General features: G+C 64.7%; 20 protein-coding genes. 12 read left to right on the top strand and 8 right to left on the bottom strand.

The features are described 5' to 3' along the window. Positions 1-67: 67 nt before the first annotated feature. From IVA98_RS21275 to IVA98_RS21250, 6 genes are all read left to right on the top strand, one after another. Positions 68-292, top strand: a complete 225-nt coding sequence (locus tag IVA98_RS21275) for a YodC family protein (protein ID WP_247300904.1) — start codon at positions 68-70, stop codon at positions 290-292. A gap of 674 nt (positions 293-966) precedes the next feature. Then, the gene (locus tag IVA98_RS21270) at positions 967-1,182 is read left to right on the top strand and encodes a dodecin family protein (protein ID WP_027529685.1); all 216 of its coding nucleotides are present in this window, start codon (positions 967-969) and stop codon (positions 1,180-1,182) included. Between the two features lie 168 nt (positions 1,183-1,350). Then, positions 1,351-1,662, top strand: a complete 312-nt coding sequence (locus tag IVA98_RS21265; protein ID WP_247332993.1) for a hypothetical protein — start codon at positions 1,351-1,353, stop codon at positions 1,660-1,662. Between the two features lie 150 nt (positions 1,663-1,812). After that, positions 1,813-1,992: a hypothetical protein gene (locus IVA98_RS21260; protein WP_247300905.1), complete on the top strand. Its 180-nt coding sequence runs from the start codon at positions 1,813-1,815 to the stop codon at positions 1,990-1,992. 39 nt (positions 1,993-2,031) lie between these two features. Beyond that, the gene (locus IVA98_RS21255; RefSeq protein WP_247300906.1) at positions 2,032-2,361 is read left to right on the top strand and encodes a GcrA family cell cycle regulator; all 330 of its coding nucleotides are present in this window, start codon (positions 2,032-2,034) and stop codon (positions 2,359-2,361) included. A gap of 521 nt (positions 2,362-2,882) precedes the next feature. Next, entirely contained in the window at positions 2,883-3,260 is a 378-nt protein-coding gene (locus IVA98_RS21250) for a PRC-barrel domain-containing protein (protein WP_247300907.1), read from the top strand. 294 nt (positions 3,261-3,554) lie between these two features. On the opposite strand, the gene IVA98_RS21245 is transcribed toward IVA98_RS21250, so the two are convergent. The 6 genes from IVA98_RS21245 to IVA98_RS21220 form a co-directional block, all read right to left on the bottom strand. Next, the gene (locus IVA98_RS21245; RefSeq protein ID WP_247300908.1) at positions 3,555-5,177 is read right to left on the bottom strand and encodes an alpha-amylase family protein; all 1,623 of its coding nucleotides are present in this window, start codon (positions 5,175-5,177) and stop codon (positions 3,555-3,557) included. Positions 5,178-5,387: 210 nt separating this feature from the next. Next, entirely contained in the window at positions 5,388-6,158 is a 771-nt protein-coding gene (locus IVA98_RS21240) for a sulfite exporter TauE/SafE family protein (protein ID WP_247300909.1), read from the bottom strand. Next, positions 6,155-7,408: a CCA tRNA nucleotidyltransferase gene (locus tag IVA98_RS21235; RefSeq protein ID WP_247300910.1), complete on the bottom strand. Its 1,254-nt coding sequence runs from the start codon at positions 7,406-7,408 to the stop codon at positions 6,155-6,157. The genes IVA98_RS21240 and IVA98_RS21235 overlap by 4 nt, the downstream gene beginning before the upstream one ends. A 10-nt stretch (positions 7,409-7,418) precedes the next feature. Beyond that, positions 7,419-7,682, bottom strand: coding sequence for a DUF6111 family protein (locus IVA98_RS21230; protein ID WP_247300911.1), 264 nt, complete (start codon positions 7,680-7,682; stop codon positions 7,419-7,421). Then, on the bottom strand, positions 7,679-8,350 hold the full coding sequence (locus IVA98_RS21225; RefSeq protein ID WP_247300912.1) for a CoA pyrophosphatase: 672 nt from the start codon (positions 8,348-8,350) through the stop codon (positions 7,679-7,681). The genes IVA98_RS21230 and IVA98_RS21225 overlap by 4 nt, the downstream gene beginning before the upstream one ends. After that, positions 8,347-8,958 carry a DUF1285 domain-containing protein gene (locus tag IVA98_RS21220; RefSeq protein ID WP_247300913.1) on the bottom strand — a complete coding sequence of 204 codons (612 nt, stop codon included), beginning with the start codon at positions 8,956-8,958 and terminating at the stop codon, positions 8,347-8,349. The genes IVA98_RS21225 and IVA98_RS21220 overlap by 4 nt, the downstream gene beginning before the upstream one ends. Before the next feature lie 275 nt (positions 8,959-9,233). On the opposite strand from IVA98_RS21220, the gene IVA98_RS21215 reads away from it, so the two are divergent. The 6 genes from IVA98_RS21215 to IVA98_RS21190 all read left to right on the top strand — a co-directional run bounded on the left by IVA98_RS21215 (position 9,234) and on the right by IVA98_RS21190 (position 19,343). Further along, on the top strand, positions 9,234-10,232 hold the full coding sequence (locus tag IVA98_RS21215; protein ID WP_247300914.1) for an AAA family ATPase: 999 nt from the start codon (positions 9,234-9,236) through the stop codon (positions 10,230-10,232). Beyond that, the gene (locus IVA98_RS21210) at positions 10,232-11,176 is read left to right on the top strand and encodes a DUF58 domain-containing protein (protein WP_247300915.1); all 945 of its coding nucleotides are present in this window, start codon (positions 10,232-10,234) and stop codon (positions 11,174-11,176) included. The genes IVA98_RS21215 and IVA98_RS21210 overlap by 1 nt, the downstream gene beginning before the upstream one ends. Further along, positions 11,173-13,986, top strand: a complete 2,814-nt coding sequence (locus IVA98_RS21205) for a DUF4159 domain-containing protein (RefSeq protein WP_247300916.1) — start codon at positions 11,173-11,175, stop codon at positions 13,984-13,986. The genes IVA98_RS21210 and IVA98_RS21205 overlap by 4 nt, the downstream gene beginning before the upstream one ends. Before the next feature lie 7 nt (positions 13,987-13,993). After that, entirely contained in the window at positions 13,994-16,057 is a 2,064-nt protein-coding gene (locus IVA98_RS21200; protein WP_247300917.1) for a hypothetical protein, read from the top strand. A gap of 355 nt (positions 16,058-16,412) precedes the next feature. Beyond that, positions 16,413-16,826 (top strand): DUF2946 family protein, encoded by a 414-nt coding sequence (locus tag IVA98_RS21195; RefSeq protein ID WP_247300918.1) that lies wholly within the window; start codon positions 16,413-16,415, stop codon positions 16,824-16,826. A 150-nt stretch (positions 16,827-16,976) separates the two neighbouring features. Next, on the top strand, positions 16,977-19,343 hold the full coding sequence (locus IVA98_RS21190; protein ID WP_247355487.1) for a TonB-dependent receptor: 2,367 nt from the start codon (positions 16,977-16,979) through the stop codon (positions 19,341-19,343). A gap of 114 nt (positions 19,344-19,457) precedes the next feature. Here the strand turns inward: IVA98_RS21190 and IVA98_RS21185 are convergent, their stop codons facing one another. Together IVA98_RS21185 and IVA98_RS21180 are read right to left on the bottom strand one after the other, a co-directional pair. Then, positions 19,458-19,973, bottom strand: a complete 516-nt coding sequence (locus tag IVA98_RS21185; protein WP_247300920.1) for a GNAT family N-acetyltransferase — start codon at positions 19,971-19,973, stop codon at positions 19,458-19,460. Between the two features lie 147 nt (positions 19,974-20,120). After that, positions 20,121-20,612, bottom strand: a complete 492-nt coding sequence (locus IVA98_RS21180; RefSeq protein ID WP_247300921.1) for an NUDIX domain-containing protein — start codon at positions 20,610-20,612, stop codon at positions 20,121-20,123. Between the last annotated feature and the right edge of the window lie 66 nt (positions 20,613-20,678).

Raw genomic sequence — 20,678 nt, 5'->3', positions numbered from 1 at the left:
CGTTTTCCGGATGTCATGACAAATTGCTAGCCTCGCGTCCGGGTCGATAAACTCGAAAGGACAATCCATGGAATTGAAAGCCGGCGATGTCGTGATGCTGAAATCCGGCGGCCAGCCACTAACGGTTGCGGAGGTGAAGGAGAACGACGTGCTCTGCCTCTGGATGGGCATGGAAGGCGATCTGTTCCGCGAGACGCTGCCGCTGGCCACGCTCGTGCAGGTGGAAGAGGAAGAGAACGACGAAGACGACGAGGATGAAGACGAGGATGAAGACGAGGACGACGAGGAATAAGCACACCGAAGAGCGCACGCTGGTCAGATGCGAGTGCTTGCGCGTGCTCGATGTTTAGATTTTCTATCGCTCGACCCATCGAAAGTCGGCGACGCCGAGTCTCACCTTAGGAAATCCATTGAAGTGGCGCGTGGTCAAAGCGCCAAATCCTTGGAGTTGCGCGCCGCCACAAGCCTTGCAGAACTCTGGCGGAGGCAAGGAAGGATTGATGAGGCGCGCACGCTGCTAGAACCGATCTGCGATTGGTTTGACGAAGGAACCGACACGGCCGACCTCAAGCGTGCGCGCGATTGTCGGTGTGCACTGCATTGATCCCACAGCTCGCAGCGCGTTGCCTTGGTCGAGTGCATCGGCTCTATGCTCGCCGGATCGCGATTGCGCCTCCGCCTGGCCCAGCAAATGCATCGCCCTGGATTCGCAACAAGGATGCCCGTGCCGCTCGCGTCAAATCTCCGACATCTGTAGGGATCAAACGGAAAGCGACAGCCAACAGGACCTTTTTCCGCCTACCCACTATGAGCGGACATGATCGCTGGTCCGCCAGGTTGGCTCGGACCAAGGGCCGCCCTCGCCAAATCCAATTTGTCCATTCCCGGATTCGGGAGCATGCCCGAGACGTATCAGCATCGATGTTCTGGTGTTAGATTTCCTGCCCTACCGAATAGGAGGACGACATGCCCGATAGCGTCTACAAGGTCATTGAACTCGTGGGTACCAGCACCGACTCCTGGGAGAAGGCGGCCGCCAATGCGGTCGAGCAAGCTGCAAAATCTCTCCGAGATCTTCGCATTGCAGAAGTCGTCAAGCTCGATATGCAACTGGATGACAAAGGAAAAGTCGAGGCCTATCGCGCCAAGCTCAACGTATCATTCAAGTTCGAGGGCTCCTGAGCCTCAGCACCTCGCCCCCCACTCGCGGGGCGAGGATGGCTCATTGAAAAAGGCGCGTCTCCCAGTCCGCCCAGCCGGAGCCTGTGGCCCATCGCGGAAGTTGGCCCTAGTCCGACCGAGGCCGATATGCTTTGATGCGAGGGGGCGTGTAGCGCGCGTGGTGGCCCGATGTACATGGTCATTCGCAAGTACACGAAGGTTCGCTCGGTCGCGGACGCCGCTCGTCGTGCCAAGAGCGGCGTAGGTGAGATCCTCAGGCAATCGCACGGATTCAGATCTTACCATGTGCTGGATGCTGGCGACGGTGTTGGTATCGCCGTAATGATATTTGACGACCGCGAGAGCGCCAACGCAGCGAACGCCAAGATACTGGCGTTTGTTCAGGCGAGTCTGCATGACCTCGATCTTGGGGTTCCCGAAGTCACCACCGGCGAGGTCTTGGTGAACATCGAGTCTAATGGGCCTTCAGGCATAAAGTAGCGGCAAACATGACCAGTTCCGTGGCAGGTGCCGCCCCTGCTCTCGCCATCGACCTGGTGTCACCCTCGGGCAACGATCGCGCCCTGAACATGCGCGTGCCGCCCGTCAGCAATATTCGACTGCGCGTGCTTTTCGAGGAGCAGCAACGACATGAAGCAACACACCTCCGAAGCATTTTCCACGATAGCGATCGGCTGGACACCGCTGATGCTTATGGGCATCGCGATGCCGCCCCGGGATCCCGACGATGAGGATGAGGAGGACGAAGACGACGATGAGGAAGATGACGCTGACGAACCGGCAGTCGTGCGCGAGCCGGACGATGACTAGACTAGCCTGCATCTGGCAGTCGGCGCTATAGTATCTCCCATGGGCTGGGATGCGAAAGACATAGCGCTGCTCAAAAGGCTCTGGTCCGCAGGACAGAGCGCGGCGCAGATTGCGCGCCGTCTCGGGTGCAGCCGTAACGCGGTCTGCGGCATGCTGACCCGTCTCAGCCTGAAGCGCGGCCGCAAGCCGCCCACGGCACGGCCCAAGATAAGGCCGCCCCCGAAGCTGAGGCCGGCATCGTCGGCAGCCTGCGCCCGTCCAGTCGCACAGAAGGTGTCGTCGAGTACAGCAAAGAGGCCGCAGCCCAAGGAACTCAGCAAGCAGCAGCTTTACGCCATTCTGGCTGAGGCGGTCAGAAACACCGGCTAAGAACTCACATGAAGGTCGTTGCGCTCCCGTCAGTGCCTGGCGCAGTTCGACGGGTTCGGCTGTCGTGTACCTTCCCAAGGCTCATGTGCTTCGGGTCAGAAATCTCGGTTTGAGATCACAACAGTAAGGTCGTATCTGGCTCCGGTAGTAGGCCTGCGCTGAGCTATCGACCTATTCAGCTGTGGACGCAGAAGCGGTCACGGCACAGCGGGGTATTCGGACAAGCCCGCTTTCCGAAGCCCCTCTCGCCAACGCACAGTCTACCGGCACGATTGTTTCAGGCCTGGTACGAACCAGGATCGTGCTTGGCGTTTCTCGGCTCACGGCGGAGAAGGGCCGGAAAACGGCATACGCATCGCACGCGCCGCCTGCCTCCTCGGAGCGGCCACGGCTAGGTTTTTACAGTCGATGTGAGCCATGGTTCGGTTGGTGATTGAGCTGCGACACGATGTTCTAAGGTAGGAACGCCCCCGTGGCGGCCGAGTTAAGACGGCAAAAGCACCTATCAAGGAGGCAAAGTCATGGCCCGCGCAACAGCTCATCCGGATCATCACTGCATCTCAAGCGAGGACATTGAAGGAACCAAGGTCTATGGAGCAGATGGGACGAATATCGGTGAGATTGATCACCTCATCATCGACAAGGTGTCAGGCCGAGTGGCTTATGCTGTCATGAGCTTCGGCGGATTTGTTGGCTTGGGTCACAGCCACTACCCCATTCCCTGGGGTGCTCTGACCTATGACACGTCGCTTGACGGTTTTCGAACCAACATCACCGAGCAACAGCTGAGGGACGCGCCTGAGTTCAGCGATGATTCCTGGCAGGATCGAGACTGGGAAACACGAACCCACCAGTATTATGGGACACCCACCTACTGGGAAGGACGAGCTGGCCTGTAACGCCAGGCGGCGCATCAGAAACATTCCAATCGTGAGTGCCGGCTGAATTGATCGGCGGGCCCTCACGGATGACGGCGGATTTGATCCCGCCGACGCAAGCTGGTGCGAGGCGGTGCTGTCCGCAAAGGAACTCAATCGAGGCCCCTCTTGCGGTGAGGCTTATCGATGAGGTTACGAGAGATCATCCAACAAAGTTCAGGCCGCTTCCAGTGTTCATTGGCGGCCCTGCGCCCAAAGAAGGACAGCCGCAGCATCGGCGAGCGGGCGTAATCGTCGAGGATGCTGCTCACTGGCTCAGTCGAGGCGAAACCACCGATAGCCATAGCCATCAAGCTCGATAAGAGTGGCGTCGGCGGTAAGGTTGGAATCGTAAATTCGGTTACCGAATATATCGGTCAGCTTCCGTCCCTTCGGAATATCCCTGATCTCCGTGCTGCAGCTCGTCTGTGATAAATTGTGCAGCACCAGCACGAATTTGCCTTGCCAAACGAAATGCTGGATCAAGACAGCGGGACAGTTGCTTTCGGGTACGGTGCATTCACCCCAGCCGATCTCCGGGCACGACTGGCGCATTTCGACCAGACGCCGCAACCAATTGAACAGCGAGTCCGGGTCGCGTTGCTGGGCAATCGCATTCACGTTGGCTGGTGCGTATTGGCCCCCGCGGATCACATGATGAAGCAAACGATCTCCCGGCCGCGTCGAGAATCCGGCGTTTTCGTCGTCTGTCCATTGCATGCACGTACGGACAGGCCATCGCTCAGGAAGCGTCAGATCGTCGCCCATTCCCAGTTCGTCGCCGTAGTAAATGACCGGTGTACCAGGAAGACTGAACAGCAGGCTGAATGCCAGCTCGATGCGGCGGCGATCGTTTCCGAACATGCAGGCGAGCCGCCGCCGAATTCCCCGTCCGTAAAGCTGCATTTTGCGGGTTGGAGCGAATGCAGCATAAACTTCGTCGCGCTCTTCAGAAGTTAAACGGCCGAGGTCCAGCTCATCATGATTGCGTAGAAATTGAGCCCAGTGTGCGAATTGCGGCAATCGGGGCAGCTGGCTCATGCAGCGCCGCAGCGGTTCGGCACTTTCCCGTGCAAGTGCAAGGAACAAGTGCTGGTTCAACAGGAACGCAAATAGCATGTGGATCCGCGATCCATCGCCAAAATAATGCTGAAGCTCCGTGGGAGCTACATTTGCTTCCGCCAGCAACACCGCATCACCTTTGCGCCAGGACAGGAAATTGCGGAGCTCGGCGAAAAACTCATACCGACGCTTCGCCGGACGATCTGGACGTATTTCCTCCACGACGAACGGTGCAGCGTCTATTCGGAATCCCGAAACACCGAGTTCAAGCCAGAAGCCGAAGATCCTGAAGATTTCTTCGCGGACGGCAGCGCAGGCTATGTTGAGGTCAGGTTGATGTTGGTAAAACCGGTGATAATACCACGAGCGCGCGCAGAGGTCGTAAGTCCAGACGCTGAGTTGAAACCCGGGAAATACGACGCCTTCTGTGCTATTTTCGGGTTCGCTGGTTGACCAGACGTAATATTCCCGAAACGGCGACGACGGGTCGGCGCGAGCCTGCTGAAACCATGGGTGTCTGTCCGAAGTGTGATTGATGGGAAGATCGACTATCAGCCGCAATCCGCGCAGTCGGGCCTGATGACTGAATTCGACGAAATCGCCCAACGTTCCGAGTGCCGGCGCGATGTTGTAGTAATCCGTGACATCGTAGCCGTGGTCTAGTCCGGGACTGGGATAAAATGGAAGCAACCACAGGCAATTTGCGCCGAGCTGAGCGATATGATCGAGCTGCTCGGTTAGTCCCTTGAAATCGCCGATCCCGTCTCCGTTGCCGTCCTTGTAGGTGGCTACGTTGAGGCTGTAGATCACGGCGTTTTTGTACCAGAGGTCGAGCAAGCGCCGACTTCCTTTGCTGGTGAGCGAGCGAACGGCTTGCAGGTAACCACCAGTGTGGACAGTCGTTCCGGGAATTAGTGGCAATGGGACGCAATGGATGGCCGAGCGGGGCGACTTTCGCTTTGGGCTCGGGAGCCGACTTTTGTGAGTACACGCCCGGAGGAAGTTCGATCCCCGGTCCATCCACCAATGCCCGGTGAGCGGCGTCGTCTAGGCGGCGAGTTGCCTCGCCGCCGCCGAGATCATCACCAGCCCGCCCGTGATCACCGCAACGTCGAGGATCGCGGTGTGGATGTGCATCGGCATCCGCTCGACGAAGGCTTTTGCGAGGAACGCACCGGGAATCGCAATCGCACCGATCAGCAGCGCAAAAGCGAGCACCTGCGCGGTCACCGCGCCGGCAAGGCCGAACACCGAGATCTTGATCAGGCCGGTGCCGAGCGAGATCATCGCGTCGGTCGCGATCACCGCGGCGCCTTCGAGGCCTGCGGCCATCAGCAGCGAGAGCAGGATCACGCCGGAGCCCGAGGTGCCGCCGACCAGCACGCCGTAGCCGATCGAACCGGCCGCAAGGCCGGTATCGCCGATCCTGACCTCGCGGCGGCGGAGCACGCGGCGCAGTGGTACGCTCAGGATCAGCATGGTGCCGATCACGAGCGCCGCGCCCGCATTGGTCAGACGCGTGTAACCGTAGGCGCCGAGCGCGGTCGTCAGCGCCGCGCAGGCGAGCACGATCAGAGTGCGGCGGCGGTCGGCATAGCGCAGGTAAGCTACCGCGCGGCTGAGATTGGTGAAGATCGCGGAGATCGCGATGATCGGCACCACTGGCTCGGCGCCGACCAGCGGCACCAGCACCAGCGGCATCAAAGCGCCGGTACCGTAGCCGGCAAGACCACCGATGATCGAAGCCAACAACGCCATCGTTGCTACCAGCAGGAGCTGATAAGTCGAGATATCGGCGAAGCCTGAAACGATGCTCACGTTCTCTCGTCGCGGCGGACGCGGGCGGCAGCTTGATCGGCGATGGCAGCAAGCGCGGCTTGCTCTAGTGGAAAATCCGCCGCAAGCCAAGCGTCCTCGGCGAGCGTCAAGACATGTCCGAGCGCAGGTCCTTCCGCCATGCCGCGCGCGATGAAATCGGCCGCCTTCAATGGAAATTTCGGCGCAGTCCAGCGCTGCGGCAGCTCGGCGAGCGCACGCCAGCGCGACGACGCGACGTCGCCGGCCCGGGCCCAGGCCAGCAACACGCGATCGTGATAGCGCTCTGCGCCGAGCCGGTAGAGCAGCCGCCGCGCCTTCGGCTCGTCCTTGGCAGCCAAGCGCCACCAGCGGTGCCCCATCGAATCCAGCGCCTTGGTCTCGGTATTGGAGAGCCGCAGGCGCGCGGCGACCCGCTTGGCATCTTCGGTGACGGCGACCGTCAGCGCGGCCAGGCGCCGCGTGCTGCTTGCGGTGAGACCGAGCTCGCGCTCGATTGCGATCATCGCCGACAGCGGCCCCGTATAGACCACGCCTCCGGTCAGCGCCTGCAGCAATCCACCCTCCGCCATGGCCAGCACGGCCGCGGATGCACCGCCGGCGACCAGCAGCTTCAGCATCTCCATGCGCACCCGCTCGGCCGAGAGGTTCGCAAGGCCCGCGCGTCCCCGGATACAGGCGAGATAGCCGTCGCGGTCTGGCTCGCCGGCGCCAAAGGCCGCGTGGATGCGGAAGAAACGCAGGATGCGCAAATAATCCTCGGCGATGCGCTGGCCGGGATCGCCGATGAAGCGCACGCGGCGCGCTCTGGCATCCGCGATCCCGCCGACATAGTCGTGCACGATCCCGCTCGCATCGACGGACAGGCCGTTCATGGTGAAGTCGCGCCGCTCGGCATCCTTCACCCAGTCGCGGCCGAACGCGACCTTGGCCTTGCGGCCGAACGTTTCGGTGTCCTCGCGCAGCGTCGTCACTTCATAGGGATGCCCGTCGATGACGAGCGTGACGGTGCCGTGGTCGATCCCGGTCGGCACGCTCTTGATGCCGGCGGCCTTGGCACGCCGCATCACTTCGTCCGGCAACGCGGTGGTCGCGATGTCGATGTCACCGGGTGAGAGACCGAGCAGCGCGTTGCGCACCGCGCCGCCGACCACCCGCGCCTCCTCGCCATTCGCGCCGAGCAATTGCAGGACGCGCGCGGTCCCGCCTGCGGTCAGCCAGGGCGCATTGGCGAGTAACGGCTCCGCGCTCATCGTCCAGCCCTTATTTTTCCGTGCCCGGCACGAATTTGCCGTTCTCGATATGCGCGGGAACGTAGGTCGAGTCCGGTCCGGCGCCGGAGAAATGTGCAAGGCCGACCAGCCCCGCGATCACCAGCGCGATCGCCACCAGGGCAAGGCGCGCGACGATGGTGACCGGCCAGGACGATCGCGCGAACAGGCCGGATCGGCTGGCGGCCAGGAACAGCGCATAGACGGCAAAGGGAATAAGGAAGATTCCGATCTCGGTCAGAACCGTCCGGATCATGACGAATAGATCCGCTCATACAGCACACGCAGCATTCCCGCCGTCGCACCCCAGATGTAGCGTTCCGCGAACGGCATCGCGTAATAGGAACGCTCCATGCCGCGGAATTCCTTGCTGTGCACCTGATGGTTCACCGGGTTCATCAGGAAGGATAGCGGCACTTCGAATGCGTCATCAACCTCTGAATGGTTGATCGTGAGCTCGAAGCCCGGCCGCACCCTGGCCACTGTCGGCAGGATGCGGAAGCCGAACGCGGTCCCGTAGAGGTCGAGATAGCCGATCGGCTCGACGAAGTCGCGCGACAGCCCAATCTCCTCCTCGGCCTCGCGCAGCGCCGCATCGAGCGGCGAGGAGTCGGTCGCGTCGATCTTGCCGCCAGGAAAAGCGATCTGGCCGGCATGGTCGTTCAGATGCGCCGAGCGCTGCGTCAGCAGGATGGTCGGCTCGGGATGGTCGACTACTGCGATCAGGACCGCCGCCGGCCGTACCGGCTGCTCGCGCGCGATGATCTCGAGCATCCTGTCGGTGCCGGGATCGCCCGAGGCGGGAATGATGTTCGGATCATAGAGACCAGGCGGGACGTCGAAATCAAGCTTGGCCCTGGAGCGGGCGAAGAAATCCGCCGCACTGAGCGCGACCGGATCGTTCTTCAGGATAGGTTTGTTCAAAGCGCGGCCCTCACCTGCTCAGCGTCGGCCATGGCGAAGAATTCGCCGGCCGACTCGACGCCGAACATCGGCTGGCCATCGACCATCCGCTCCTCGCCCATGTCAACCAGATCGTAATAGAGCGCGCGGGTGACCTTGGCCCAGAGATCGGCGCGGACATGCAAGTATGGCGTCAGCCCGCCGTCCGCGGCCTGCTCGAAACGCAGGCGGTGCGCGGCGTCGCAGGTCACCCAGTCGTCGACATTGGTGCGGAAGCGCAGCACGCGATGGCCACCCTCGCGCTCCTTCAGCATCTCGACCGCCATGAACGGCGCGTCGTCGACGCGAATGCCGACCTTCTCCACCGGCGTGACCAGAAAATGCTTGTCGCCCTCGCGCTTCAGAATCGTCGAGAACAGGCGGACCAGCGCGTGACGCCCGATTGGCGTCCCCATGTAGAACCAAGTACCATCGGAGCCGATTCGGATATCGAGATCGCCGCAAAACGGCGGATTCCACAGATGCACCGGAGGCAGCCCCTTCGTGGCACCTTCGGCACTGGCAGCATTTTTGGCGGCGGCAGTCAGCCCCTCAAGGCCGCGATCGGCACTCTGCCCTTGGTTCGCCATGGTTTGCCCTGACTTTGTCCTTGGCACGATTGGTGCCGGTCTACGTTGTATTCGGGTGTGCGGTTCCACTGCGGATTAAATCCGATGTGCGAGGTCGCCACTTCGTGATGCCGTACATAACCCGAAGCCGATAAGGTGGGGATAGGTTAATTCAACGAATACATGGCCTTCCTGCAAGTCTAGCATAGGCCCATGATCCGGCGTGATGACCTGACGCGATGTGCCGACGTGACGACGCAGGCAAGCCGCGTGGCAGGCTGAAGGAGAGCGAGCGAATGGCGGAAAGTGTCGAGAAACTCGAAGACGGAATCGTCCGTTCGGCCGAGCAGGTATCTAGCCAAATTCGCGCGGCGAAGGAGGCGATCGCCTCGGTCATCTTCGGCCAGGATCGCGTGATCGAGAACACGCTGGTTACGATCCTCTCCGGCGGTCATGCGCTGCTGATCGGCGTGCCCGGTCTCGCCAAGACCAAGCTGGTCGAGACGCTCGGCGTCACGCTGGGCCTCGACGCCAAGCGCATCCAGTTCACGCCCGATTTGATGCCCTCGGACATTCTCGGCGCCGAGGTATTAGACGAGAGCACCGCGGGCAAGCGGGCCTTCCGCTTTATTGCCGGTCCGGTGTTCGCGCAGCTGCTGATGGCCGACGAGATCAACCGCGCCAGCCCGCGCACGCAGTCGGCGCTGCTGCAGGCGATGCAGGAGCAGCACATCACGGTTGCGGGTGCGCGCCATGACCTGCCGAAGCCGTTCCACGTGCTCGCCACGCAAAACCCGCTGGAGCAGGAAGGCACCTATCCGCTGCCCGAGGCGCAGCTCGACCGCTTCCTGATGGAGATCGACGTCGACTATCCCGATCGGGATGCCGAGCGCCGCATCCTGTTCGAGACCACCGGCGCCGAGGAGACGCTGGCCAGGGGCTCGATGAGCGCCGATGCGCTGATCGTCGCGCAGCGGCTGATCCGGCGCCTGCCGGTCGGCGATTCCGTCGTGGAGGCGATCCTGTCGCTGGTGCGTTCGGCCCGTCCGGGCGCGGAGAGCGGCGAGGCCGGCAAGTTCATCGCCTGGGGCCCCGGCCCGCGCGCCAGCCAATCGCTGATGCTGGCCGTGCGCGCGCGTGCGCTGATCGACGGCCGTCTCGCGCCTTCGATCGACGACGTGCTCGACCTCGCCGAGCCCGTGCTGAAGCACCGCATGGCGCTGACCTTCCAGGCGCGCGCCGAAGGCCGCACGATTCCGGACGTGATCCGGCAATTGAAGACACGGATTGGTTGATGGCGGCAGAGAACGGGCACACAGCGAAGGAGATCATCGCGATCCGACGTGCCGATGGCGAAAGCCGCACGCTCGCCGCTTCGCTGCCGCGCCTGGTGCTGGAGGCCCGCCGTATCGCCGCCAACGTCATCCACGGCCTGCACGGCCGCCGGCGTGCCGGCTCCGGCGAAAGCTTCTGGCAATACCGCCGCTTCGTCTCGGGCGAGCCGTCGCAGAACGTCGACTGGCGCCGCTCGGCGCGTGATGACCATCTTTACGTCCGCGAGCAGGAATGGGAGGCCGCACACACGGTTTGGATCTGGCCCGACCGCTCGCCCTCGATGGCCTTCGCGTCGAAAATCGCGCGCGAGTCCAAGCTCGAGCGCACGCTGATCGTCGCCTTCGCCCTGGCCGAGCTGCTCGTCTCCGGCGGCGAACGCGTCGGTGTTCCCGGACTGATGGCGCCGACGGCGAGCCGCAGCGTGATCGACAAGATGGCGCAAGCGATGCTGCATGACGACGCCGAACGCCTCAGCCTGCCGCCGTCCTTCGTGCCGTCGGCGCTCGCCGAGACGATCGTGCTGTCGGATTTCTGGTCGCCGATCTCCGAGATCAGGACGACGCTCACAGGGTTGTCCGGCTCCGGCGCGCATGGCACCCTAGTGCAGATCGTCGATCCCGCCGAAGAGTCGTTTCCGTACTCCGGCCGCGTCGAGTTCGTCGAGCCGGAAGGCTTCGGCGTGATCACCGCCGGCCGCGCCGAGAGCTGGGCACAGGATTACACCGCGCGGCTCGCGCTGCACCGCGACCAGATCCGCGCCGAGACCAACAAGCTCGACTGGCTGTTCACGACGCACGCGACCGAGCGCTCGGCCGCCGAGCTGCTGTTGTTCCTGCATGCCGGCATGCAGGTGAGCAAGTCGGGCGCCCGCACCACGGCGATCAAGGCGGGGCCGGCCGCATGATGGGATTGCCGCTCGCCTTCACCGAACCGCTGCTCCTGATCGGCCTCGTCAGCCTGCCCGTGCTGTGGTGGCTGCTGCGGGTGATGCCGCCGCGGCCCCGGCGGATCGAGTTTCCGCCGACGCGGCTGTTGTTCGACATCGCGCCGCGCGAAGAGACGCCCTCGCGGACGCCATGGTGGCTGACCGCGTTGCGGCTTCTAGCTGCGGCGCTCGTCATTTTCGCCGCCGCCGGCCCGATCTGGAATCCGCAAACAGGCGCCGCCGGCAGCAAGGCGCCGCTGATGATCATGTTCGACGATGGCTGGAGCGCGGCGTCGCACTGGGACATCAGGATCAGGGCCGCCGATGAGCTGATCGCCAACGCCGACAACGATCGCCGCGCCATCGCGCTGGTGCCGCTGTCGGAGCCGAACCGCGACATCACCCTGATGCCGGCGGGTGCGGCGCGCGTCGCGCTGCGCCAGCTCGCCCCGAAGCCTTATTCGATCGATCGCGTCGAGACCCTGGCCGCAATCGACCGTTTCCTGAAAACGACCGGCGACTGCGAGATCGCGTGGTTGTCTGACGGCGTCGACACCGGCCGCGGCGAAGAATTCGTGGCTGGCCTCGGCAAGACTGTCGGCGATCGCAGCCTGACCGTGTTCGAAGGCGGCACCTCTGCGCCGCTGGCGCTGGTCGCGGCCGAGAACGCCGCTGCCAGGATGACGGTGAAGGTGCTGCGCACCGACAGCGGCATCGCCGTCGGCACGGTGCGCGCGCTGGACCAGAAGGCCTCGCCGATCGGAGAAGCCCGTTATTCGTTCGGCCCGCAGGACAAGGAAACCGACGCAGCGTTCGATCTGCCGGTCGAGCTGCGCAACGACATCACGCGGCTCGAAATATCCGGCGAGCGCTCCGCCGGCGCGGTGCAGCTGCTCGACAAGCGCTGGCGCCGCCGCGCCATCGGCATCGTCTCGGGCTCAACCAGCGAAACCGCGCAGCCGCTGCTGGCGCCGACCTTCTACCTCACCCGCGCGCTGGCGCCGTTCGCAGACGTGCGGCTCGCCGACAAGGGCTCGCCGCAGCAGGGCATCACCCAATTCCTCGACCAGAAGCTGCCGATGATCATCCTCGCCGATGTCGGCACCATCGCGCCCGAGCTGCGGGAGCGCCTCAACGCCTGGATCGACCAGGGCGGCGTGCTGGTGCGGTTCGCGGGACCCCGCCTGGCGCAGGCCGAAGACGATCTCGTGCCGGTCAAGCTGCGCAAGGGTGGCCGCACGCTCGGCGGCAGCCTGACCTGGGAGAAGCCGCAGCATCTCGCCTCCTTCGCCGCCGACGGGCCGTTTGCCGGCGTCGTGGTCCCCAAGGACGTCACCGTGAGCCGCCAGGTGCTGGCCGAGCCCGACGCGGTGCTCGCCACCAAGAGCTGGGCTTCGCTGGAGGATGGCACGCCGCTGGTGACCGGCGAGCATCGCGGCAAGGGCCTCGTCAGCCTGTTCCACGTCAGCGCCGACATGCGCTGGTCGGATCTGCCAATGTCAGGCACTTTCGTCGAAATGCTGCGGCGTGTCGTCGACATGTCCGGCTACACCACCAAGCCCGGCGCCGGGGTCGCAGCCGAGACCACCGCCGAGACGGTGGCGCCGCTGCACATCCTCGACGGCTTCGGCGCCTTCGGCCCGCCGCCGGCCACCGCAAAACCGCTGCCCGCGGATTATCGCGACCGCGCCACACCCGATCATCCGCCGGGCTTCTATGGTCCGGCCGAAGGACCGCTTGCCGTGAACACGCTTGCCGCCGCCGACCGTATCGCAGCCCTGAACACCGCGAGCCTGCGCGCCCGGCACGCCACCTACACCAACGCCGAGCCGCGCGATTTGCGCGGCTGGCTGCTGTCGACGGCGCTTGCGCTGTTTCTGATCGACGCGGTCATCGTCGCTCTGCTCGGCGGCGGCATCGCCGCGCTGCTGCGCCGCCGCGCCGCGCCAGCGATGATCGTGCTCGGTATCGTGCTTGCAGGCCTCGCGTCGCTCTCGCCGGCGCCCTCGCGCGCCGACGGCGTCACGGACGATTTCGCGATGAAGGCGGTGTCGCAGACCCGCCTCGCCTATGTCGTGACAGGCAATGCCGACGTCGATTCCATCGTCAAGGCGGGGATGAACGGGCTGACGCTGTTCCTGGCGCAGCGCACTGCGCTCGAGGCCGGCGATCCCGTCGGCGTCAATCCCGCGCGCGACGAACTCGCCTTCTTTCCGCTGATCTACTGGCCGATCGTGCCCGGTGCGCCCAAGCCGCCGCAGGATGCCATCAACAAGATCGACGCCTACATGAAGCAGGGCGGCACCGTGCTGTTCGACACCCGCGATGCGATCGAAGCACCGCCCGGCGCGAACGGTGCCGCGCAGACCCCGGCCATGCAGACGCTGCGCGAGATCCTGTCCTCGCTCGACGTGCCCGAGCTCGAGCCGGTGCCGCGCGAGCACGTGCTAACCAAGACGTTCTACCTGCTGCGCGACTTTCCCGGCCGCTTCGTCACCGGCCAGACCTGGGTCGAGACCCTGCCGCGCGACGAGGACGAGGACAGCGCGCAGCGCCCGGCGCGCGGCGGCGACGGCGTCTCGCCGATCATCATCACCTCGAACGACCTTGCCGGCGCCTGGGCGGTGCGGCCCGACGGCCAGGCCATGCTGCCGGTGACCGGCGGCGACACCCGCCAGCGCGAATTCGCCTACCGCGCCGGCGCCAACATCGTGATGTACACCCTGACCGGCAACTACAAGGCCGACCAGGTGCACGCACCGGCGCTGATCGAACGGCTGGGGCAATAGGATCGATATGAATTACGGCATCGCGTTCACGCCACTTGTTCCCGCGATCGTGCTGTGGCTCGCCCTGGCCGCGATCGTCGTCGTCGCGCTGGTGCTGCTGCTGGCGCGCGCGCGCGGGGCGGCCGTGCGCGTCGCCGCGTTGGCGCTGTTCCTGCTGGCGCTCGCCAATCCCTCCTTCACCCGGGAGGATCGCGATCCCCTCACCTCGGTCGCCGCGGTTGTCGTTGACAAGAGTCCGAGCCAGAATTTCGGCGACCGCAATCGCGAGGCCGCGCAGGCGCAGGAGGCGCTGGTCGACAGCCTGAAGAAGATCAAGGGCCTCGAAGTCCGCGTCGTCGATGCAGGACAGGCGGACGGCGAGACCGACGGCACCAAACTGTTCGGCGCCCTCGCCTCGGCCCTGTCGGACGTGCCGGTCGACCGTGTCGCCGGCGCGTTCCTGATCACCGACGGCCGCGTCCATGACATTCCGGCGAACGCAACCGCGCTCGGCTTCCAGGCGCCGGTGCACGCGCTGGTCACCGGGCAGAAGGACGAGCGCGACCGCCGCATCGCGATCACGGCGGCGCCGCGCTTCGGCATCGTTGGGCAGACCCAGACCATCAGCTACCGCCTCGACGACCAGGGCGTCACCGGCGAGCGCGCCAAGGTCACGGTCCGCAGAGACGGCGAGGTCATCAACGAGCGCACGCTATCGAGCGGCCAGGCCGCAAGCGTCGACGTTGACATCAAGCATGCCGGCCCGAACATCGTCGAGATCGAGGCTTCGCCCCTCGAACGCGAATTGACGCCGGTGAACAACCGCGCCGTCGTCGCCATCGACGGCGTGCGCGACAAGCTGCGCGTGCTCTTGGTCTCGGGCGAGCCGCATTCCGGCGAGCGCACCTGGCGCAATCTGCTCAAGTCCGACGCCAGCGTCGATCTCGTGCATTTCACCATCCTGCGTCCACCGGAGAAGCAGGACGGCACGCCGATCAACGAATTGTCGCTGATCGCGTTTCCGACCCGCGAGCTGTTCCAGCAGAAGATCAACGAATTCCAGTTGATCATCTTCGACCGCTACGCTCGCCAGGGCGTGCTGCCGATCGCCTATTTCGACAACATCGCACGTTATGTCCGCTCGGGCGGCGCGGTGCTGGTCTCGGCCGGCCCCGACTACGCCTCCAACACCAGCATCTGGCGCACGCCGCTGGATTCGGTGCTGCCGGCCGAACCGGTCGGCGTGACGGAAAAGCCGTTCTATGCGCATCTGTCCGACATCGGCAAACGCCATCCGGTCACACGCGGGCTCGAGGGCTCCGCCAGCGAGCCGCCACACTGGAGCCGATTCTTCCGCACCGTCGACACCCGCAACGCCGTCAACCCGCCGGTCATGACCGGCGTCGATGGCAAGCCGCTGTTGTTCCTGTCGCGTTTCGGCGAGGGCCGCGTCGCGCTGCTGCTGTCCGATCACATCTGGCTGTGGGCGCGCGGCTATGAGGGCGGCGGCCCGCATCTCGACCTGCTCAGGCGGATGTCGCACTGGCTGATGAAGCAGCCGGATCTCGACGAAGAAGCGCTGCGCCTTCAGGTGCAGGGCAAGGATCTCGTCGTGGTGCGCCAGACCATGTCAGACAGCGTCCAGCCGGTGAACGTGACCTCGCCCTCGGGCGTGTCGCACGACCTGACGCTCAGCCCTGGCGATCCCGGCGAGTGGCGCGCCAGCCTGCCGGCGAACGAGCTCGGCCTGTGGCAGGCCACCGACGGCACGCTGAAGGCGCTGATCAATGTCGGCCCGACCAATCCGAAGGAGTTTTCGGAAGTCACCTCCACCACCGAAACCCTGAAGCCGCTCACCCAGGCGACCGGCGGCAACGCCGTGCGCGTGGTCGACGGCACCAGCGTCGAGCTGCCGCGCATCCTGCCGGTGCGCTCTGCGAGCGTCTTCCACGGCGACAATTGGATGGGAGTGCGGATGCGCGACGCCAGCGTCGTCAAAGGCGTCGGCGTGCTGCCGATCTTCGCCGGGCTGATCGGCCTGCTGTTGCTGCTCGGCGCCTTCGCCGCGACCTGGGTCCGCGAAGGGCGGTAAACTCACGAAGCTCGTTGAAATTCGGTTGGCTGTCCATCAAACACCTCTCCCCACGGGAGATGTCGAATTGCGTAGCAATTCGGGTGAGAGGCGGCAGCTCACCGTAGGACTGTAAACCCTCACCCGGATCGCATCTCTCGATGCGATCCGACTTCTCCCCACGGGAAAGGTGCTTCGAGTTCTGGGCACGCACCATTTAACCAGACATCCACTCTAGTTGCCGGAACGACACATCGGGTCGCGGCCCTGCGTGCGCCGATCCGGCCGCCGTTGACATCCACTGTCCGATCGGGCGATGTTACATTGTAACGCCGCGATGGCAGGGGATTGGCCGCGCGGTGTGGGGCGTTTTCGGATGAAATGGTTTCGGTCGAATGTGAGGCATGCTGCCCGGCTCGCGTTGTTCGCGATGCTGGTGCAGTTCGCGCTGACGTTCGGCCACAGCCACTGGTTCGCGCAGGCCGCCCTCGCCCAATCCTCGCTGCAGCAGACCGACGGCGTCAAGGACAGCGTCAAGGGCGTTGCTGCGATCGACCGCGCCGCAGTCCAGGCGCGATCGCCGGTCGGTCCCGACCGCGAGCATCCGGGCGAGGACAATTGCGCGATCTGCGCTGTCGTCGCGATGGCGTGCACAATTGTGTTCGCGACGCCGCCCGTGCTGCTGCTGCCGCAAGCGATCGAACTGCTCCACCGCACCACCGGCGCCGAATTCGTCCATCTGAAATCGGCCGGCACGGCATTCCAGCCCCGCGCCCCTCCCGCGTCCTGACCTCCAACGCTTGATCACGCCCAGCCTCGCTACTGTCGGCGAATGCCTGGGGAGAAGTTGAAGTCGAATTCCGTCGCGCTGCGACGGCAGGCCGCCTCCGATCAGCAGACGATACAATCATGCGGACGGCGCCTGAGTGGAATCAGGACCATGTCATTTCAATTGCGACGCGCGCAGCGTCTTGGCGGAGCAAGCCTGCTCCTGCTCAGTGCCGCCGCCACACCTGCCTTGGCCCAGTCGGCCGAGGACAAGTCGTCGACCGAGATTCCCGCGGTCACCGTGACGGCGCCGAGCCCGATCGTGCGCAGAGCGGTGGTGCCCTCCCGCACCGCAGGCCGCGGCACGCGGACCGCGCGGGTGCGCAGCCGCCAACAAACGGTGGAAGCGGCGCCCGCGGCATCCGCGCCCGCCGCGCCGCAGCAGGGCGTGCTGCCTGTTGTGACCAACCAGTTCGCTACCGTCACCGTGGTGCCGAACGAGGAGATCCGCCGCGAGGGCGGCGGCCAGCTCGGCGATCTCCTGTTCTCCAAGCCCGGCATCACCGGCTCGAGCTTCGCACCCGGCGCCTCGAGCCGGCCGATCATCAGAGGTCTCGACGTCAACCGGGTCGGCATCGTCGAGAACGGCACCAATGCCGGCGGCGCCTCCGATCTCGGTGAGGACCATTTCGTCCCGATCGATCCGCTCGCCACCAACCAGATCGAAGTGGTGCGCGGGCCGGCGGCGCTGCGCTACGGCTCGACCTCGATCGGCGGCGTCGTCAGCGCCACCAACAACCGGATTCCGGACGCGATGCCTGCTTGCGCGCCCTCATTCCAAACCTATGGCATGCCGACCAAGGCCCCGCTCGCGAGCGCCGCGACCGCTCCTTGCGTCACCGCCGAGACGCGCACCGCCTTCAGCTCGGTCGATCGCGGCGTCGAAAGCGGCGTGCTGCTCGACACCGGCGGCGGCAATTTTGCATTCCATGCCGACGCCTATGGCCGCACGACCTCCGACTATTATATCCCGAGCTATCCCTATCTGACCGACCAGTCGCGCCCGGTGAACGGCCGACAGCCGAACTCGGCGACTCGCTCGGACGGCGCCTCGATCGGCGGCTCCTACTTCTTCCAGGGCGGCTATATCGGCGCATCGATCACGCAGAACGACTCGCTCTACCACATCCCCGGCATCGACGGCGCCGACCACAACACGCGGATCGACGCACATCAGACCAAGATCAACGTCAAAGGCGAGTACAACCCCGACGCGGCCGCGATCGACGCGGTCCGCTTCTGGGCCGGCGCGACGGACTACCGGCACAACGAGATCGGCCTTGCCGATCCCGTCGACCCCAACAGCGACGGCGTGCGCCAGACCTTCACCAACAAGGAGCAGGAGATCCGCACCGAGGTGCAGCTGATGCCGTTCAATGCCCGCTTCGCCGAGGTGACGACGGCGCTGGGCTTCCAGGTCGGACATCAGGAATTGAGTGCGCCGAGCCCCGACAATCCCGGCACGCTGTTCAACGGCCTGTGGGACCCGAACAACAGCACGCGCGTTGCTGGTTACGCCTTCAACGAGTTCAAGTTCACCGAGGCGACGCGGGCACAGATCGCCGGTCGCATCGAGCATGTCGAGCTGCACGGCACGACGCCTGATTTCCCCGCCGATTACCTGCCCGACGGCACGCCGCAGACGGCGATCGCGCGCAATCCGTCCTTCACGCCGAAGAGCGGCAGCATCGGTCTGCTGCAGGACCTGCCGGGTGGCATGGTCGGCAGCGTCACCGCGCAATATGTCGAGCGCGCGCCGAAGGCGGCCGAGCTGTTTTCACGCGGCGGCCATGACGCGACCGCGACGTTCGACATCGGTAATCCGAACCTCACCATCGAGACCGCAAAATCGATCGAGGTCGGCCTGCGCAGGGCAACGGGGCCGTTCCGGTTCGAGGCAACGGTCTACTACACGCATTTCGACAATTTCATCTATCGCCGCCTCACCGGCGTGTCCTGCGATGACGACTTTGCGTCCTGCGGGGGACCAGATGGCGAGCTGAACCAGGCGGTCTATTCGCAACGCAATGCGAATTTCCGCGGCGGCGAATTCCAGTCGCAGCTCGACGTCGGCGCCTTCCAGGGCGGCATCTGGGGCATCGAGAACCAGCTCGACTTCGTCCGCGCCACCTTCAGCGACGGCACCAACGTGCCGCGGATTCCGCCGCTCAGAATGGGCGGCGGCGTATTCTGGCGCGACGACAACTGGCTGATGCGCGTCAACCTGCTGCACGCCTTCGCGCAGAACAACGTCGCGGTGATCGCGGAGACGCCGACAGCGGGCTACAATTTGCTGAAAGCCGAGGTCAGCTACAAGACCAAGCTCGACCGCAACTGGTTCGGCGCGCGCGAAATGATGGCGGGCATCGTCGGCAACAATCTCCTCAACGAGAACATCCGCAACTCGGTGTCCTACACCAAGGACGAGGTGCTGATGCCCGGCATTGGCGTGCGGGCATTTGCGAACTTCAAGTTCTAAGCTCATACAGTCGGGGCCCACAGCGGCCCCGGCTGGCCTCGCCCGGCTGGTTCACGCCGTCGCAATGACCGAGTATCGGCACCGCCGCGCTTCCAATTCACAGCGTCGTAGCACCTACCTCCGCGCCTTGCTCCAGTCCGGCGCAACCCGCCCCGATACGCCTTCGAAGGCGCCGTCGACGAGCTCGAACACCAGAATGCGGGCGGGGTCAACCGGACCCGGCATGGTGACGCGGCCCTTTGCGACCGGCTTGAAGCCGACGCGGCTGTAATAGGGTTCATCGCCGACCAGGAGCACGATGGCGTGGCCTTTTTCCTTGGCGTCCTTCAGCGCGCGCTCCATCAGGAGACGGCCGATGCCGCGGTCGCGGAACGGCGGCTCGACGGTGAGCGGCCCCAGCAGCAGCGCCGGCGTGTCGCCGATCAGAATCGGCAACTGCCTGACCGAGCCGACCAGCAGCGTCCCGATGCGCGCGGTGAAAGACAATTCGAGCAGATGGTCGACATGCTCGCGGATGCGGTAGGCGCTGAGCACGAAGCGGCCGGGGCCGAAGGTGCGTTCGTGCAGCCGTTCGATCGCCTGAGCGTCGCCGGCGGCCTCGGGAAGGATGGTGAGTGAGAGATCGCTCATGTCAGCGCGCGGGATAGCACCTGGACGCAGCGCGGTCCATCGGGCAGCAAAGATGCTCAGTTCCTTTTTCAGCGCCGACGGGAGGCGTTCTGACTCGCCAGTTTGCACCGTTGAACCACAACCCTCACGCACTGGCACGGGCCGCCCTCATCGCCACGTCGCAATCAGCGGCTTACCGTCCAGCACTTCCGCGATCCGCAGCCGTGTGCCGGGCGTGGTCCCCTCGGGCAGCGCCGTGATCGCGAAGAACCCGCATTCGACGATCTCGCGGTTCGGTCCGGGCAGGCGGTCCTGGCTGAACTGCCTGACGACGTAGACGGCGACGTGGTCGCGGCGGGAGACGTGGCTGTTGAGGAAGATGCCGTGCAGCACGGCGTCCCCGGTGAGATCAATGTCGCCCTCCTCCTTGAGTTCGCGCCGCAGCGCCTGCGCCATGGTCTCGCCGAAGTCGACGCCGCCGCCGGGCAGGTACCAACCGGTGACGTAGCTGTGCCTGACCAGAAACACCCGGTTCTCGGCGTCCAGCACCACGGCGCGGACGCCGAGCGTCATCCCGCGAACCAGCAGGAAATAGGCATGGAAGAGGTGCCGCAGCAGCGGCTCGCATTGTCGTCGAATGCTGTTCAGACGTTCTCGCATCAGGCCTTCTTGACGCCCCATTTCGAGCCGCGCTTGCGCGCTGGCTGCGACCTTGCCATTACAGCG

Source organism: Bradyrhizobium sp. 160 (assembly GCF_023073735.1).
Lineage (GTDB): Bacteria > Pseudomonadota > Alphaproteobacteria > Rhizobiales > Xanthobacteraceae > Bradyrhizobium.
Note: the sequence above shows the minus strand (reverse complement) of the source record. Positions and strands in the feature narration are given on the sequence as shown.

Bases quoted from the DNA above. Each gene is read 5' to 3' on its own strand.
- IVA98_RS21275 (WP_247300904.1), top strand. From the start codon at position 68: ATGGAATTGAAAGCCGGCGATGTCGTGATGCTGAAATCCGGCGGCCAG.
- IVA98_RS21270 (WP_027529685.1), top strand. From the start codon at position 967: ATGCCCGATAGCGTCTACAAGGTCATTGAACTCGTGGGTACCAGCACC.
- IVA98_RS21265 (WP_247332993.1), top strand. From the start codon at position 1,351: ATGTACATGGTCATTCGCAAGTACACGAAGGTTCGCTCGGTCGCGGAC.
- IVA98_RS21260 (WP_247300905.1), top strand. From the start codon at position 1,813: ATGAAGCAACACACCTCCGAAGCATTTTCCACGATAGCGATCGGCTGG.
- IVA98_RS21255 (WP_247300906.1), top strand. From the start codon at position 2,032: ATGGGCTGGGATGCGAAAGACATAGCGCTGCTCAAAAGGCTCTGGTCC.
- IVA98_RS21250 (WP_247300907.1), top strand. From the start codon at position 2,883: ATGGCCCGCGCAACAGCTCATCCGGATCATCACTGCATCTCAAGCGAG.
- IVA98_RS21235 (WP_247300910.1), bottom strand. From the start codon at position 7,408: ATGAGCGCGGAGCCGTTACTCGCCAATGCGCCCTGGCTGACCGCAGGC.
- IVA98_RS21230 (WP_247300911.1), bottom strand. From the start codon at position 7,682: ATGATCCGGACGGTTCTGACCGAGATCGGAATCTTCCTTATTCCCTTT.
- IVA98_RS21220 (WP_247300913.1), bottom strand. From the start codon at position 8,958: ATGGCGAACCAAGGGCAGAGTGCCGATCGCGGCCTTGAGGGGCTGACT.
- IVA98_RS21215 (WP_247300914.1), top strand. From the start codon at position 9,234: ATGGCGGAAAGTGTCGAGAAACTCGAAGACGGAATCGTCCGTTCGGCC.
- IVA98_RS21210 (WP_247300915.1), top strand. From the start codon at position 10,232: ATGGCGGCAGAGAACGGGCACACAGCGAAGGAGATCATCGCGATCCGA.
- IVA98_RS21205 (WP_247300916.1), top strand. From the start codon at position 11,173: ATGATGGGATTGCCGCTCGCCTTCACCGAACCGCTGCTCCTGATCGGC.
- IVA98_RS21200 (WP_247300917.1), top strand. From the start codon at position 13,994: ATGAATTACGGCATCGCGTTCACGCCACTTGTTCCCGCGATCGTGCTG.
- IVA98_RS21195 (WP_247300918.1), top strand. From the start codon at position 16,413: ATGAAATGGTTTCGGTCGAATGTGAGGCATGCTGCCCGGCTCGCGTTG.
- IVA98_RS21190 (WP_247355487.1), top strand. From the start codon at position 16,977: ATGTCATTTCAATTGCGACGCGCGCAGCGTCTTGGCGGAGCAAGCCTG.
- IVA98_RS21185 (WP_247300920.1), bottom strand. From the start codon at position 19,973: ATGAGCGATCTCTCACTCACCATCCTTCCCGAGGCCGCCGGCGACGCT.
- IVA98_RS21180 (WP_247300921.1), bottom strand. From the start codon at position 20,612: ATGCGAGAACGTCTGAACAGCATTCGACGACAATGCGAGCCGCTGCTG.